At 50.7% G+C, this 15,302-nt stretch carries 12 protein-coding genes; 7 read left to right on the forward strand and 5 right to left on the reverse strand.

The window, feature by feature from the left end:
* Nucleotides 1-715: 715 nt before the first annotated feature.
* Nucleotides 716-1,777, forward strand: a complete 1,062-nt coding sequence (locus tag FMR86_RS02290; RefSeq protein ID WP_163349464.1) for an FUSC family protein — start codon at nt 716-718, stop codon at nt 1,775-1,777.
* Here FMR86_RS02290 and FMR86_RS02295 read toward each other — a convergent pair.
* Nucleotides 1,774-2,481: a lipid-binding SYLF domain-containing protein gene (locus tag FMR86_RS02295; protein ID WP_163349465.1), complete on the reverse strand. Its 708-nt coding sequence runs from the start codon at nt 2,479-2,481 to the stop codon at nt 1,774-1,776. The two genes, FMR86_RS02290 and FMR86_RS02295, sit on opposite strands and share 4 nt — an antisense overlap.
* Before the next feature lie 162 nt (nt 2,482-2,643).
* On the opposite strand from FMR86_RS02295, the gene FMR86_RS02300 reads away from it, so the two are divergent.
* Nucleotides 2,644-3,537 (forward strand): GyrI-like domain-containing protein, encoded by an 894-nt coding sequence (locus FMR86_RS02300; protein ID WP_163349466.1) that lies wholly within the window; start codon nt 2,644-2,646, stop codon nt 3,535-3,537.
* A gap of 25 nt (nt 3,538-3,562) precedes the next feature.
* Nucleotides 3,563-4,024 carry a GyrI-like domain-containing protein gene (locus FMR86_RS02305; protein ID WP_163349467.1) on the forward strand — a complete coding sequence of 154 codons (462 nt, stop codon included), beginning with the start codon at nt 3,563-3,565 and terminating at the stop codon, nt 4,022-4,024.
* Nucleotides 4,025-4,090: 66 nt separating this feature from the next.
* Here FMR86_RS02305 and FMR86_RS02310 read toward each other — a convergent pair whose 3' ends face one another.
* From FMR86_RS02310 to asnS, 3 genes are all read right to left on the reverse strand, one after another.
* Complete coding sequence (locus FMR86_RS02310) at nt 4,091-4,969, reverse strand: hypothetical protein (protein WP_163349468.1); 879 nt, start codon at nt 4,967-4,969, stop codon at nt 4,091-4,093.
* Nucleotides 4,970-5,030: 61 nt separating this feature from the next.
* Nucleotides 5,031-5,783 carry a helix-turn-helix transcriptional regulator gene (locus FMR86_RS02315; protein WP_373682443.1) on the reverse strand — a complete coding sequence of 251 codons (753 nt, stop codon included), beginning with the start codon at nt 5,781-5,783 and terminating at the stop codon, nt 5,031-5,033.
* A 108-nt stretch (nt 5,784-5,891) separates the two neighbouring features.
* Nucleotides 5,892-7,283 carry an asparagine--tRNA ligase gene (gene asnS, locus FMR86_RS02320; RefSeq protein WP_163349470.1) on the reverse strand — a complete coding sequence of 464 codons (1,392 nt, stop codon included), beginning with the start codon at nt 7,281-7,283 and terminating at the stop codon, nt 5,892-5,894.
* A gap of 256 nt (nt 7,284-7,539) precedes the next feature.
* On the opposite strand from asnS, the gene FMR86_RS02325 reads away from it, so the two are divergent.
* Nucleotides 7,540-8,037 carry a rubrerythrin family protein gene (locus FMR86_RS02325; protein ID WP_163349471.1) on the forward strand — a complete coding sequence of 166 codons (498 nt, stop codon included), beginning with the start codon at nt 7,540-7,542 and terminating at the stop codon, nt 8,035-8,037.
* Nucleotides 8,038-8,247: 210 nt separating this feature from the next.
* Entirely contained in the window at nt 8,248-9,999 is a 1,752-nt protein-coding gene (ftsY, locus tag FMR86_RS02330; protein WP_163349472.1) for a signal recognition particle-docking protein FtsY, read from the forward strand.
* 59 nt (nt 10,000-10,058) lie between these two features.
* Here ftsY and FMR86_RS02335 read toward each other — a convergent pair whose 3' ends face one another.
* Nucleotides 10,059-10,889 (reverse strand): RluA family pseudouridine synthase, encoded by an 831-nt coding sequence (locus FMR86_RS02335; RefSeq protein WP_239057119.1) that lies wholly within the window; start codon nt 10,887-10,889, stop codon nt 10,059-10,061.
* Nucleotides 10,890-11,081: 192 nt separating this feature from the next.
* Between FMR86_RS02335 and FMR86_RS02340 the strand changes: the two genes are divergently transcribed.
* Both FMR86_RS02340 and FMR86_RS02345 read left to right on the forward strand, forming a co-directional pair.
* Entirely contained in the window at nt 11,082-11,981 is a 900-nt protein-coding gene (locus FMR86_RS02340; RefSeq protein ID WP_163349474.1) for an EamA family transporter, read from the forward strand.
* 65 nt (nt 11,982-12,046) lie between these two features.
* Nucleotides 12,047-15,226: an exodeoxyribonuclease V subunit beta gene (locus FMR86_RS02345; RefSeq protein WP_163349475.1), complete on the forward strand. Its 3,180-nt coding sequence runs from the start codon at nt 12,047-12,049 to the stop codon at nt 15,224-15,226.
* Nucleotides 15,227-15,302: the final 76 nt, after the last annotated feature.

The following is a 15,302-nucleotide window of genomic DNA, read 5'->3' on the forward strand; positions in this document are numbered from 1 at the left end:
CGGCGCGGAGGTGAAACTTAGTTAAGTTCGCGTCCGCTGTCAACAACTTTCTGAAATTTGTTTTTTCAATGATCCCGAGAAGTTCGAATCACTTCGCTCTCACTCGGTGCGTTGGGCAATCTAGAGAATCACCCGCCGCTTGTCAATCTCTTTTTGAAAGTTTTTTAAGATGCCTTCGGCGATCCTGCCGGAGGCCTTAAACCCTTTTGAAAAAGGGTTTAAGAATCCCAAAACTTTTCAGTATGCTTCGCTCTGCCCCGCGCTCACTCCGGTAGGTTTCGTTCAGAATACCCGCTCTCCGGAACTGTCGTTGCAACTCGCAGCTGCTGCGTTTTGAATCTCAAACTTTCTTCAAAGATCTAAGCACTTTGCTTTCGCTCAGTGCGGAGACGGAAACTATGTGATCCGCCTAAACTTGTCAACCGTTTTTTGCCCGGTCAGGCAATAAAAAATCTCGACCTCGCTCGTGGCTCTCAGCCGTTGCTGCGTCGAGAAGAGTGGTTCTATGGAAAAGCAGTGCTTCCGTCAACAGGTTTTTGAATTATTGTTTATATATCTGGCAAGTTAGTTGAGAGGATGGCTTAGTGGTGCGGGTTGGCGGGAACTGGGGTATATATTTGATAATTTAGCTGCAGCCTATTGCCAACCTACGTATGATATACATATTACATACGGACCTTAAAACTTCTAACCTGTCAGGCTTGCTGAACATACTATGAACATCGCTGCCCTAAACTCCCACAAAGCCCACATCATTCATGGTCTAAAAACCGGAATTGCCGCTGTCCTTGCCTACATCGCCGCGGACTTATGCAACTTGAAATTCGGTTACTGGGCCGCCCTTTCGGCTGTAATTGTCATGCAGGTCAACGTCGCGGACTCCATCAAGATGTGCTGGTACCGCTTTTCCGGCACCGCCATCGGAGCATTCATCGGCGTACTCTGTATTCTGGTTTTTCCCCAGACTCCGCAGATGACCATTCTCGCGCTCTTTCTTTCAGTAGGCTTCTGCGCATACATGACCAAATACAACAGCCGCTACAAAATGGCCGCCATCACGACCACTATTGTAACTCTGGCCAGCCTCGGTGAACCGAACCGGGTTGAATTCGGACTCTTCCGGGTGCTTGAAATCGGCATCGGCGTCGGCAGTGCCTTTGTAACCAGTATTGCGGTTTGGCCCATGCGCGCCTCGGAATCCCTGAAAAACGACCTCTTTAAACAATTTGAGGAATGCGCTGCAAACTATGAAACCCTGATGGACAGTTTCTTGGACAAACAGAGCAGCCTGATCCCCAGTGCGCTGGAAGCATTCAACAGCAGGATGACCAAGAACAGGGAAATTTACGCCAAAGTAATCCGTCTCGAACGTTTCATATATATAGAAGACACCCAGCTGCTGGGCATGAAAGTAGAAATCCTCGAAAAATGTGCCTCGCATCTGCGGGCCATGCTCCATGCCCTGAACCATGTTCATGGTGAAGGCTATCATATTATAATGGAAGATGAACTGCGCCAGCTGGCAAAAGTTACGGCTCAGGCCATGCGCGACATCGGCTCCAAACGAATTCCGGATGAGCAATCGCTGCACGACGCCCTTGTCGCCTCCCAGAAAAAACTGGAAAACCTGCGCAATGAAGGAGCCACACGGCGATTCTATTTACAAAAAATGATCCAGTTCTTTGCCTTCTACCACGGCGCACAATTTATCTGCGAAGACCTGCTCCGCTACACCCGCGAAAGAAAAAGGATCAACGCCAAGCTGGGAAAAAATTAGTATGCACCGGCCAGAGTCATAAGCAGAACGTCCGCCTCGGGCTTATCATATTTATGAGTCATGAGCAGATCGCGCACACCGACTTTTTCACCGTAATACCGTTTGTTGAAATCCTTGCTGACCATGAACGCCCCGGTGCGGTAGGTCATACCTCCGTATGCACCAGCCTGATCCACAAGCATGAGAATGTTTCCTTCTGCATCAAAAGTTCCCCGGTTGCTGCGGTCTGAGGCATGTCCCACTGCGAGATCCGCACCGAGGGAAAGATCTATCTTCCCGCCGAGAGCATCTTCCAGAGCCTGATCATCCATAAGAAAAACCAGCAGGGTCTTACCTTCCACACCGCCCTGCAAACCGATATCCACCCCGGCCATATTGTAAAACGCCGGACCGTTCCAGAATCCGGTATCATCCTTGGCGCAAAGCACTCCGGGACCGACCTCCGCCCCGATCATGAACGCTGCTTTGTATACATCAGGAAAAATAAACACTGCCCGTGCGTCATGCAGCAAGGCATCAATATGCGGACCGAACTCCTTAGCACGCATCTGATTAAGCGCACAGGCAGATGAATCCACAATGCGCTGCATAGTGCTCGTGGCATTGCTGACACAGGGATTGCCAACAAACTGCTTAATCGGGGTACAGGCACTTGCAATACATACAGCGACACACAATATCACGGCTAGGCTTAACTTATTCATACTGCTATTCTAAACCAAGAGTTTGCTGATCAGCAACCGTTATCGTTTTCAAACACCGCAAATTTATTTTTAAAAATTTCCCCGGATGATAAAAAAGGTCATGCCGAATCAGCGAGAATGTGTTTAATAAAACTCAACACAGCAAAACATTGAGGAAAATAAATGTCCACACTGCTTCAACCATATAATGAAAGGATGATGGAAGTCCTGCTCTACATCCAGCGCAATCTGGACGGCGACCTCTCCCCGGAAACACTGGCTGAACAAGCCTGTTTTTCCGTGGCCCACTTCCACCGCATTTTCAAAGGAATGATCGGTGAAAGCCTGAAGGAGCATGTCCGCCGCTTGCGTCTTGAACGTGCAGCGTACCGGCTCTGCTACTCGGATGATTCCGTCATGGATATTGCTCTTGATTCAGGCTTTGAATCCCCGGAAACATTCAGCCGGGCTTTCAAGAAAAGATTTCTGGTTCCGCCCAGCGATTTCAGGAACAGCTCACGGGCCATACTCGGCCCCGGAAACGATGGAAAAATCCATTATCGGCCGGACCCGAGTATTGAAGGGTTTGAGCTGGATGACTCCCCGGCCAAATGCAAAGTGGAAATTCGCACTCGCGAGGAAACACAGGTTGTATTTATCCGCCATGTAGGGCCGTATTTCGGAGTGGAAAAAGCATGGGAAAAACTCTGCGGATGGGGCTATGGCAACGGCCTGATGACCAACGAGACTGAATTCCTTGGCCTCAGCTATGACGACCCCGACATCACCCCGGAAGAAAAAATCCGTTACGATGCCTGCTTCACAATCCAAAATGAAGTTGAAACACCGCCGGAGATGGGACTCCAGATCATTCCCGGCGGCAGGTTTGCGGTCACCACCCACTATGGTTCTTACGAAGGGCTGCATACTGCCTATAGAGAATTTTACGGAAAATGGCTTCCAAGCAGCGGACATCAGGTAAAAAACACAGTCCCTTCTTTTGAAAAATACATAAAAGTTCCACCGGATGTTCCGCCCGAAGAAGCGGTCACGGAAATCTGGCTGGCCATTTATTAATAAAAAACAACATGGAGTAGCAAAAATGAATGTACAGATCTGGACCCTTGATCCGGCAAAAATGGCTTATGTTGAACACGTCGGTCCGTACGAAGAAGTCGGAAAAGCATGGGAAAAACTCTGCGGATGGGCAGGTCCCGCCGGCATTTTCACTCCGAAAACCAAATTTTTCGGCGTATATTACGATGATCCCCGTGAGGTTGCCCCGGAAAAGCTGCGCTCTGAAGCCTGCATTACTTTAGAAAGTGCCGTTGACGCACCTGCGGAAATAAAATTCAAGGACTTCCCCGGCGGCAAATATGCTGTAACAACTCATCTCGGCCCATACGAAAAACTCGGCGAATCATGGCTCAAATTCTATGAAGAATGGCTCCCGCAGAGTGGCGAAGCCCATGCGGAAGCCCCTTGCTATGAACAGTATATGAACGACCCCCAAAACACTAAACCGGAACATCTGGTAACAATATTGTGCATGCCAATTAAATAAAATGACAAAAAAACGCCCCGCTTTCATGCACAGAAAAAGCGGGGCGTACTTCTTTCCCGGCCGGAATTAATAATTAACAATCATAACTTTGTTTTCCAGCATCATGGGAATCCACAACCGCTTTCCCTTTTCATCCAGATAAAGATCAGCCGGACCGCCGATTTTTTCTCCAAGATCAAGTGTGGAAAGCTCCCCGGAATTGACATTCTGCTTGATCAGGACACCTTCTTTTTTAAAATCGACCCAGTCGGAGAAGATAATATTTCCATCCTGATAAACCATACCGTCATACAATCCGGTCTGCAGGCTGGTTCTTTCAAAGTAGAACTTACCGCCATCAATGCGCCCTTTACCCACAATCCCGTTCGGCTGATGATCCTTACCGAATGAACAAAGGTATACAGTTCCGGTTTCCGGATCATAAGAAAGACCATTGGGCCCGAAAAGATCTGAGTCGCACTCAAGTCTGACAAATGCCGGTCCAGCAGAAAGGTCTACTTCAAAAAGAGCACCGGTATCCATTGCGGAGACCAGCAACTTCCCACCGCCAATGACAGTCATGCCGTTCAGAAACGAAGTCCCCTGAGCGGAAAAATCAAGATCGAGCACCTGTTTTCCATCTGCCACGCTGTAACCTTTAAGATGATCAATATCATTAATGTAAAGGACGCCGTTTAAAACCGTCAGACCCTTGGGAGCATTCAGACCTGAAATGAATTTGCGGTCAAGAACCTTTCCGTCTGCGGAAAGACGGGAAATGTAACCGTCACCGTCCTTATCCATAGGCTTCAGCTTTTCGCCCACATTGGAAACATAAAAAAATGTTCCGTCCGAGGTCACACTTTCAGGTGCAGAAAACCCCTCAACCTTGATTGTTTTTGCTGAACAGGCTGCAAGCTGCAGGAACATTAAAAGACAAATTGCGATGATTGAATATTTACGCATAAACTTTCTCCTTGTTTTGTTTGAAGGAAAGCTAGCGTAAAGAAGCAGACAGGACTTGCGATTAAAGACCAGATTTTGCTGAATTCAGTTCAGACCGATATTCGCGGGGTGTGACTCCGTAATTCTTACGGAAAAGAGTGCTGAAATGGGAAAGACTTTCGTAGCCCGATTCATAGGATATCTCGGTAATACTCTTACCGGAATTGCGGATAAGCTGCTCCGCCCATGACATACGCCGCTCACGAATCCAGCGGGCCGGGGTGGTATCAAATGTCTTTTTGAATTCCCGCTTAAATGATGAAAGGCTGCGTCCGGAAAGCTCGGCCATGGTTTCGAGGCTTATATTCTTGTTAAAATACTGGTCCATTACCTCAGATAAATCCACCCTGCTGCCGTCCCTGCAGGAAATAAGAAAGCTGACAAACTCCTCATTTCCAGAAGTTATACATATATAATGTAGCAGTTCTTGCACCTTCAGCCGTAAAAAATCGTTATTCTTGCCCAACGGGGAATCGAATAATGAAAGCATGGAAGAGAGATAAATGTTGATCTGTTCAGTTAATTGGATGGTAAAAGCCGAACGGTCCAGCCCTAAACATCCGCCCGGTTCAACCGGAAGCTGCTCAACAAAACCCGCAAGCATGGCATCATCAAAAAAGAACAGGACTGTATCGAACGTTCCACCCTCTTCCGGAATCATCTCGGACATGAGGTGGCAACCCTTGCGGCAGAAAAACAAGAGAATGCTGCGATACACAGACTTCGTGACGGAGTTTCGATTTTCTGCTCTGAAATTGCACAAAGGTAATTCCATTCGCAGTGATATCGGCAAACTCCGGGGATTTATGAATGAAACGGGGAATTGTCAGCATAGGAAAGAAAAAAAGGGCCGTGCAGCACGGCCCTTTGATTATATAATTATTTAGAACTCAAGATTCTTGGGAGTTCTGGGGAAGGGGATGACGTCGCGGATATTGGTTACTCCGGTGAGCAGCATGAGCATACGTTCGAAGCCCATACCGAATCCGGCGTGGGGTGCGGTTCCAAAGCGGCGGGTATCCAGATACCACCAGTAATCTTCGGAATCCATTCCGGTTTCAGCAATTCTTGCTTCCAGAACATCGAACCTTTCTTCACGCTGTGAGCCGCCGACAAGCTCGCCGATTCTGGGAACCAGCAGGTCCATGGCGGCCACGGTCTTGTCATCATCGTTCACACGCATGTAGAACGGCTTAATTTCTTTGGGATAATCGTAAACGATAACCGGCTTCTTAAAATGCTTCTCAGTGAGATACCTTTCGTGTTCGGTCTGCAGATCCTGACCGTATTCAGGATAATACTCGAATTTCTTGGCTTTTTTGCAACGCTGGAGCAGGTTCACCGCGTCTTCATAACGGATGCGTTCGAACTCGTTATCAAGAGTATTGCGCAGTGTATCCATAAGAGTTTTGTCCACGAATTTCGCAAACAGCTCGATATCGTCAGCACAATTTTCAAGAACATGGTTGATGAGATATTTAACCATTTCCTCGCCGAGATCCATGTTGTCATTCAGATCGGCGAAGGCAACTTCGGGTTCAATCATCCAGAACTCGGCGGCGTGGCGCGGAGTATTTGATTTTTCAGCGCGGAAAGTAGGACCGAAAGTGTATACCCGTCCGAGGGAAAGAGCGTACATTTCAGCATCAAGCTGACCGGAAACAGTAAGGTGCGCTTCCTTGCCGAAGAAATCGTTGGCTGCCTGATCTTCCTTTTTCATGGAAGAAAGGGCTTCGCTGTCAAGGGAAGTAACCCGGAACATTTCGCCCGCGCCTTCACAGTCGGAGCCGGTAATGATCGGGGTGTGTACGTAAAAGAATCCCTTATCGCGGTAAAATTTATGAATGGCGTAGGAAAGCTCGGAACGGATGCGAAACATGGCCCCGAATTTATTTGAGCGCGGACGCAGATGGGCAATGGAACGCAGGAATTCATCAGAATGGCGTTTCTTCTGGAGCGGAAAAGTTTCAGGGTCGGCAAAGCCGATCAACTCGATGGACTTGCCGCGCACTTCCCACTTCTGCCCCTTACCCGGAGATTCAACCAGTTCACCGACAACACCTACTGATGCCCCGGTGGAGATTTTCTCCAGCTCGGCCTCGATTTCCGGAGTGTGGTCGATGATCACCTGCACGTTCTTCAGGCAGGAACCGTCGTTCACTTCCAGAAAGGAAAAGCCTTTGTTGTCACGCTTGGTGCGGACCCAGCCTTTAAGCAGAATCTCGGATGCAGCACTCTCGGCATTCAAAATATCTTTCACGCATGTTCTTCTCATAAATTGTCTCCAATCACTCGGTTTAGCGCAGATAATTGCGCTTCGCGTAAGATGTAGCCGCTAGACGGGTAAATTTCAACCAACTTATGCATCATTAATATATATAGCAGAGAATGAGCGAAAATCTTTTTTCAAATTAATTACATTTTTCTCTTGCATTTCATAATAGGAATCGTTACTAATTATTTCAACGAAACGGGAACAAGATTTTTAAAAATAAATTCACACTCAAATTCAATCGCAAGGAGACATTAAAATGACCAAAACACTTGAAAACCTTAAAGCAGCTTTCGCAGGTGAATCCCAGGCCAACCGTAAATACCTCGCTTTCGCAGAAAAAGCTGAGTCCGAAGGCAAGCCCGGCGTAGCCAAGCTTTTCCGCGCTGCTGCAGCTGCTGAAACCATCCACGCCCACGCACATCTTCGCCTCATGAAAGGCATCGGTTCTACCGAGGAAAACCTCAAAGCAGCCATCGAAGGAGAAAACTACGAGCACGAATCCATGTATCCTGAGATGATGGAAGACGCGAAAGCTGAAGGCGAAAACGCAGTACTGCGCTACTTCGGATTTGCCAACGAAGCGGAAAAAATCCACGCCAACCTTTACACTGAAGCTCTCAATGCTGACGGCGATGTTTTCGCGGAAGCAGACTTCCACATCTGTTCCGTATGCGGCCACACCCAGAACGGTGCAGCCACTGAAAAATGCCCCATTTGCGGCGCAGCACCCAAGGCTTACAGCAAAGTGGACTAATCCCCTACACTGTGTACAACTGCCTCATCAACCCCGTGCGTTATATGCGCACGGGGTTTTTCCGTTCATAAAACTGTCCCCCACTGGACGAACGGAAAAGAGTACTTACCTGTTATGCTGACAGCGAGATCAGTCAAAACCGGACAGTTGCGCATCCGGGATTACTGCGCTATCTTCGCCTGTTCAAAATAGACTGCAAAGGGGATTTCAATGGGATTCTTTTCTAAAGTAAAAAAAATGTGGAGCAGCCCGGAAGACAGGGCTGAACAAGCACTTAAAGATTATCTCGGTGATGACTATGAGCCGCAGGAAGAGATAGAACCGGAAGTTAAGGCGGAACCGGAGCCGGAACCCGCTCCCGAACCGGAACCTGTTCCCGAACCGGAGCCGACTCCCGAACCGGAGCCTGTGCTTGAAACCGCTCCGGAACCGATTGAAGAAAAAGCCGAAATCCCGGCGGAAAAACCCGTGGTTGAAGAGCCTGCGGCAGAACCCGAAGCTGTTGCAGAGCCTGAAGCTGTTGCAGAGCCTGAAATTTCATTTGAAAAACCTGCCGTTGAGACTCAGCCGGAAGTTGTTGAAGAAGCTCCTGCGGCAGAAGTTAAACTGGAACCGGAACCTGTTGCAGACCCGGAAGTAATCGAAGAAGCTCCGGTGGCAGCAGCCGAGCCGGAACCTGTGGCGGAAAAACCCGCTCGCCCCGGCGCACCGACTATCCTTGAGCCGGTCATGGAGACCGAAGCCGCCCCTGCTGAAGATAAGCCGCAATGGCAGATCGACCTGACCAAGGCACTGCAGCAGGCCGAACCGCGCCTTTCCGTATGGCTGGGACTGATCCTCGAAGACATTGAAGAAGCCGGGGACGATCTCTGGGATCGCCTCTCTTTTCTGCTGCAGGCACTTGAAGCACCGCAAAGTGAAGCTGAAGACTTCATCAGCCGCTTCAAGGACTGGCTCGAAGACATGGACTACGAGTATGTGGAAGAATTCCGCTCCGAACTCCAGTACCGTCTGGCCCTCGCCCTTGAGCTTGAGGATGAGGAAGACGAGCGCAGCCGTTTGTTTATCAAGCTTTCCGAAGGTCTGAACAAGACCCGCGAGCAGATCACCAAGCGCATCGACTCCATGCTTTCCAGCCACACCGCCTTTGATGACGATTTCTGGGAAGAGTTCGAAGAAATCCTGATCATGGCTGACGTGGGTTATGAAGCTTCCATGGAACTTGTGGAACGCATGAAAGACCGCATCCGCAAGGCCGGGGAAACCAATCCCGAGAATTTTAAAGACCTGCTGCGCGAGGAACTGGACGAAATATTCAAGGTTCCCAGACGCATCAAGGCATTCAACCCGCCGGAAGTGGTCATGATGATCGGCGTGAACGGTGTAGGTAAAACCACCACCATCGCCAAGCTGGCCCACCGCGCCCAGATGCAGGGTCGCAAGGTGCTCATCGTTGCCGGTGACACTTTCCGCGCCGCCGCCATCGGCCAGCTGGAAGTCTGGGCCCGCCGCGTTGGTGCCGGATTCTATGCCAAGGCCGAAGGTTCCGACCCCGCAGCCGTAGCATTCGAAGCCATCGACTACGCAGTAAAGAACGGCTACGACCTCATGCTGCTCGACACTGCCGGACGTCTGCACAACAAAGCCAACCTCATGGAAGAACTGCACAAAATCCGCAGGGTCCTCGGCAAAAAGCATGACGAAGCACCGCACCGCAGTGTACTGGTCATTGACGCCACCACCGGACAGAACGCCCTCTCCCAGACCAAAATCTTCAACGAGGAAATCGGCGTAGATGAACTGATCCTGACCAAGCTGGACGGCACCGCAAAAGGCGGAGTCATGATCTCCGTAACCATGCAGCACAAGATTCCCATCACCCACATCGGGCTGGGTGAAAAAATGGAAGATTTACGTCCATTTAATGGTGAGGATTTTGCGAAGGCGTTGTTGCTGTCGTAGGAATTGAAAAATATTAAGAATGGAAATCCCGTCCGGCTTGTTGAGCCGGGCGGGATTTTTTATTCCCACCCCGTCTCACAAACCGCCGCAAACCCGGAAAACTTAATCTCCCGGTGATGAAGATACATCCTATCCGCACCATCATCGCGCCCGTAAACAGGATCACCTACGATTGGGAATCCCGCATGGGCGAGATGGGCGCGAATCTGGTGGCGGGCACCCTTGGCGATGCGTACTTCAAGTAAGGATGTTCCGTCCTCATAACTTTCCAGCAATTCAACGCGACTCCAACGTTCGGACGGTGCCTGTTCGTCAAGCACTTTGGTCCGTTTGCGGTCGGCGGTATCAAGCAGATTTTTACAGATAAACGATTCTTCCGGAGTGCCGTAAACTTTGGCATGATAAATTTTATCCACTGTGCCGCAGTCCTCGTAGGCGCGAAATTCATTTTCCCGCTCTACTCCGAAGGCAACCAGCAGCATTCCCGAAGTAAGATAATCCAGCCTGTTGGCGAGAATCGGCTCCTGCCCCGCGAAGATTCCGGGCAAGCAATCTTCCACTGAGGATTCCACACTTCCGGCGATTGCAGCGGAATGCAGACCTTCCGGCTTGAAAACAGCAGCGAAACCTTCACCCTGCCGAACCACTTTCACCCGCGCTAAAATATCCACGGTACAAGAGAATTCAGCGGGCTCAAGCAACACAACTTCCGCGCCAGGAAACATCTTCAAGCCGGAACGGCAGCTGCGCCCATTGACCATCACAAAGCCGTTTTCAATCAGCCGTCTGCGTTCGCGCAGACCACTTTCAGGCAGCAGCTTGAGCAGGAATTTATCCACGCGCACGCCCTCATCGCTCTCTTCTGCAATCAGTCTGTCAATTTCGTTCAATTTTTCATCTTCCGTTTGTGTTAGCTGATTACCGTTCAAATCTGGTCAACAGGGTTTACGCTGCAAGGGAAACAGCATACAACTCACTGAACGCATTAAAATTTATTTAAGCTGCCGTTTTTACAGCACGTACCTATTTTTAAGCTGCCAAACGGACTTGATCAACCTTTTCCCAGTGTAACAGGATCTGCCGTGAATATTAAAGGCTGTATTTTCGTCATCTGTGCCGCGATTATGTGGGGGCTGATCGGCCCCATTTCCAAATTCCCCATTGCAGAGGGAGTTGCACCGCTGGAAAACGCCTTCTGGAGAGCGGTTTTCGCATGGATACTCTTTGCTGTCCACGCCTGCCGCATCCGGGCCGTCAAAATCAACATCAAGGACCTGCCCCAGATCATCGGGTTCGGTTTCGTGGGGGTAACCATCTTCTACGGTTCCTACCAGTTGGCGGTACAGGACGTAGGCGCGGCTCTGGCTTCGGTTCTGCTCTACACCGCCCCGGCATGGGTGGCCTTCATGTCTTGGCTGCTGCTGGGCGAAAAAATGACCCCGGTAAAAATATCAGCCATGCTGATCACCATCTTCGGAGTGGCCTGTGTATCGCTGGGACCCCAGATTTTCGGCACCGGCACTAAAATGAGCTTCACCTGGCCGGGTATCATTTTCGGGCTCACTTCCGGGTTTACCTACGCCCTCTACTACATCTACGGCAAAACCATCTTCGCCCGCTACACCACGCCGACCATCTTTCTTTACGCCCTGCCCATCGGCGCGCTCTGTCTGCTGCCCTTCTTTGAATTCACGCCCAAGACCGGAACCTCGTGGGGAAGCATCATCGCGCTGGCAGTAATCTGCACCTACGGAGCCTACTCCGTCTACTACGCGGGCCTCAAATGGCTGGAGCCCACTGTAGCCGCAGTCATCGCCACCATCGAACCGGTAATCGCCGCCATCCTCGCATGGCTCTGGTGGAACGAAAGCTTCGACTGGACCGGATACATCGGCAGTGGTTTGATTATTTCAGCTGTTTTGATGATTGTAATGGAAAATAAAATTACTGCATTTTTATCGAGTAAAAGCAGCGAAGCCTAATAAAAGGTTTTGGGATTCTTAAACCCTTTTGCAAAAGGGTTTAAGCCGCCGGAGGCAAATAATAAATGCTAAAACAAGTTAAGGCTTCTGCCGGGTCCGGTAAGACCTACGAACTTACTGCCAGATTCTTATCCCTCTTGGCCGGGGCGCAGGAAGAGGATTCCGTCCCGGTATGTAAAAGCTCGCAGGGCAAGGGTTACTGCTGGCCTGAAATCATGGCCGTGACCTTTACCAATAAAGCGGCTGCGGAGATGAAAGAACGCGTGATCAGGTCACTTAAAAACCGCGCTCTGGATATTGAAGGCGACGGCCTCGGCGCGGACTGGAAACCGCTGGATGCCAAACGGCAGCTCACTCCCATCCTGCAAAGATATAACAGGCTGAACATCCGTACCATCGACAGTTTGCTGAACCTGCTGGTACGCATTTTCGCCCTTGAACTGGGTCTTAATCCGGAATTCGAACTGCTCTTTGAACCGCAGGCACTCTTCGAGCCCAACTTCAACAAATTTCTGGCCCAGTGCGAAGAAGGCGACCTGCAACGCAAAGAACTGCTGGACGATGCCGTGGACAGCCTCGTGCTTAAGGAAGAAAAGCAGGGGTTCTGGCTGGCCGAACAGATGCGCATGCGGCTGCTCGACATCCTTACCCATGTTATCGACCATCCGGCGGAAAGACTCACCGATCAGGAGGAAATTGCCGGACTGCTGCAAATAGAATTTGACGCATTCCAAAAAGCCGTACGCGATCTTTCAGCACTCATTGATACGGACAAGCTGGCGGCCTCGGCACACCTGAAAAAGTATCTGGCCCACGCCGCCAAAATAGAATTCATGGATCTGCCCAAAGATTCAGCCATGGTCGCCAAGGACAGCTTCGAGGATTGCGTTAATAAAAAATCCAAAGGCGATATCGGGTCATATCATGAAAAAATCTACGCCGAACTGAAGCAAGCCCACGAAATATACCGCGATAAAGCCACCATCCTGCGCGGGGCATACGCGCTGGCCCCGTTTGTGCGCATTGTGGAAGAAATCCGGGCGGACATCATTGAATACCAGACCCGCAACGGCATGCTGCTCAGTGCGGATCTGCCCAAGGTGGCCAGCTACGTGCTGCAAGGCGGCAGTGCCCTGCCCGATGCTTTCTGCCGCATGGGTTCGCGCTTGCACCATCTGCTGGTTGATGAATTTCAGGATACCAGCCTCGCCCAGTGGCAGGCCATGATTCCGCTGGCCGTGGAGTGTCTGTCCAAGGCGGGCAGTCTCTTCTACGTGGGTGATGTGAAGCAAGCCATTTACAGCTGGCGCGGGGGCCGCTCAGAACTTTTCGACGAAGTGGGGCAGGACCCGGAACTTAGCGGACTTTCCGAATTCACCCCGGCAAATCTGGATTACAACTGGCGCAGCCTTGAACATGTTATCGGCTTCAATAACGATTTCTTTGATGCGCTGGCGGATTACGATCTGGCCATGGATCTTGCGGAAAAGCTCTACCCCAACGGCCCGGAAGAACAGCAGATCGAACTGGCCCAGAAAATTTCCCATTCATTTGATAAAGCATCGCAGGATTTGCCGCCGAATCAGGACCGCGCAGGCGGTTATGTGCGGCTGCAACGTGTTTTCGCCTCCAGCGCGGCCGAGATTGTGGATGAAACACGCCGCAATTTCGACCTGCTCATGGAAGAGCTGCTGCCCCGCCGCGAATACCGCGATATCTGCGTGCTGGTCCGCTCTAACGGGCATGCGCAACTGGTCTGTGACTGGCTGGTGGAAAATTCCATCCCGGTGATCACCGAAAACAGCCTGCAGCTTGACCGCCATCCCATCGTGCGCCAGATGGTTTCCCTGCTGAAATTCCTCGATTACCCGCAGGACGATCTGGCCTTTCTGGAATTCATCTGCGGGCAGGAGATCTTCGGCACCATTTCAGAAATTGAACACGATGAACTTTTCAGATGGTTGGCCGGACGGGACAAAGGCCCGCTGCATCGCCGCTTTTCCGAAAAATACCCGGATTTCTGGTCCACACATATTTCACCCTTTCTGCGCAAATCAGGATTGATGACCCCTTACGATCTGGCCAGCGAAATGGTCAGCCGTTTCAAACTCATCGAAACCTACCCGCAGGATGAACTGTACATTCGCCGCTTCCTTGAGGTGGTCCACCTTGCCGAGGAAAAACGCGGCACCTCGCTGGCGGCCTTCCTTGATTTCTGGGAACTCTCCTCGGCTGAAGAAAAAGTGCCCCTGCCGGAATCGGTCAATGCGGTACGCATCATGACCATCCATAAATCCAAGGGTCTGGAATTCCCGGTCATTGTGGTGCCTTTCCATAACTGGTCCGTATCCGGCCCGGACAGTTCACTGGCGGATATTGAAATTGACGGGCAGACCATGCTGACCCCCATGTCCAGTTCACTGGGCGATATTTATTACGAAAACCGGACCCGCATGTTCAGCGAGCAGCTCAATTTGCTCTATGTGGCCTGGACCCGCGCCGGACAGGAGTTGTACGGTTTCCTGCCCTCGGAAAAAACTCGTGGAGTCAGCCCGGCCATGACGGCTATTGAGTTAATCCTTGAAGGAAAATTTAATGATCTCGGTCTGCTTGAATACGGCATCAGACCGGAAACAGCCCTAAACGAAGATCCAGCAAAGAAACAGGAAATTCCCACAGCTGAGCTCTGTGCTGACTTCTGCACCACAGATTCTTCCGCCGCCCCGGAAGCGGAACTCATGGGCTGGCTGCCGAGGCTGCGCGTCTACCGCCACAACCTCGAAGACTACTCCTACGATGCCCGCATGCGCGGGGAACTGGCCCACAACGCCATGGAAAACCTGATCCTTACAGGGGATGACGAGGCGGATTGCCTCCGCAGTGCCGAAGCCGCATTTGCCAAATTCCCGGCAGTGACCAAGGAAGAAGACGTGCTGGTCCCGGAAGTAACAAACATGGGACTCTGGGCCTTATCGGTGCCGGATGTACGCGCCGCCATTGAGCGCGGCAGGCCGGAAGTAGCCATCATGGACGCGCAGGGCGAAACCCATCGCGCGGACCTGCTCCTTCTGGAAGACGCACGGGCTCTGGTTGTTGAATACAAAACAGGCCAGCCTTCCCCGGAAAACGAGAAGCAGGTCAAAAGATATTTGAAATTACTGCGAGATATGTACGGAGATTCAAAAGAATTACGCGGCCTGCTGGTCTATCTCGATGGAAAATTTACAAAAGAAGTAGCTATCTAGAATGCAAAGCAGCAAAGCCCTAATAAAAAGTTTTGGGATTCTTGAACCCTTTTCCCAAAAGGGTTTAAGGCCCTCG

It is taken from the genome of Desulfovibrio sp. JC010, assembly GCF_010470675.1.
GTDB lineage: Bacteria > Desulfobacterota > Desulfovibrionia > Desulfovibrionales > Desulfovibrionaceae > Maridesulfovibrio.

What these genes read in the sequence shown, in the direction of transcription:
- asnS (WP_163349470.1), bottom strand. Translation starts at nt 7,283, where the DNA reads ATGAGAAGAACATGCGTGAAAGATATTTTGAATGCCGAGAGTGCTGCA.
- ftsY (WP_163349472.1), top strand. Translation starts at nt 8,248, where the DNA reads ATGGGATTCTTTTCTAAAGTAAAAAAAATGTGGAGCAGCCCGGAAGAC.
- FMR86_RS02295 (WP_163349465.1), bottom strand. Translation starts at nt 2,481, where the DNA reads ATGAATAAGTTAAGCCTAGCCGTGATATTGTGTGTCGCTGTATGTATT.
- FMR86_RS02315 (WP_373682443.1), bottom strand. Translation starts at nt 5,783, where the DNA reads ATGGAATTACCTTTGTGCAATTTCAGAGCAGAAAATCGAAACTCCGTC.
- FMR86_RS02305 (WP_163349467.1), top strand. Translation starts at nt 3,563, where the DNA reads ATGAATGTACAGATCTGGACCCTTGATCCGGCAAAAATGGCTTATGTT.
- FMR86_RS02345 (WP_163349475.1), top strand. Translation starts at nt 12,047, where the DNA reads ATGCTAAAACAAGTTAAGGCTTCTGCCGGGTCCGGTAAGACCTACGAA.
- FMR86_RS02325 (WP_163349471.1), top strand. Translation starts at nt 7,540, where the DNA reads ATGACCAAAACACTTGAAAACCTTAAAGCAGCTTTCGCAGGTGAATCC.
- FMR86_RS02290 (WP_163349464.1), top strand. Translation starts at nt 716, where the DNA reads ATGAACATCGCTGCCCTAAACTCCCACAAAGCCCACATCATTCATGGT.
- FMR86_RS02310 (WP_163349468.1), bottom strand. Translation starts at nt 4,969, where the DNA reads ATGCGTAAATATTCAATCATCGCAATTTGTCTTTTAATGTTCCTGCAG.
- FMR86_RS02300 (WP_163349466.1), top strand. Translation starts at nt 2,644, where the DNA reads ATGTCCACACTGCTTCAACCATATAATGAAAGGATGATGGAAGTCCTG.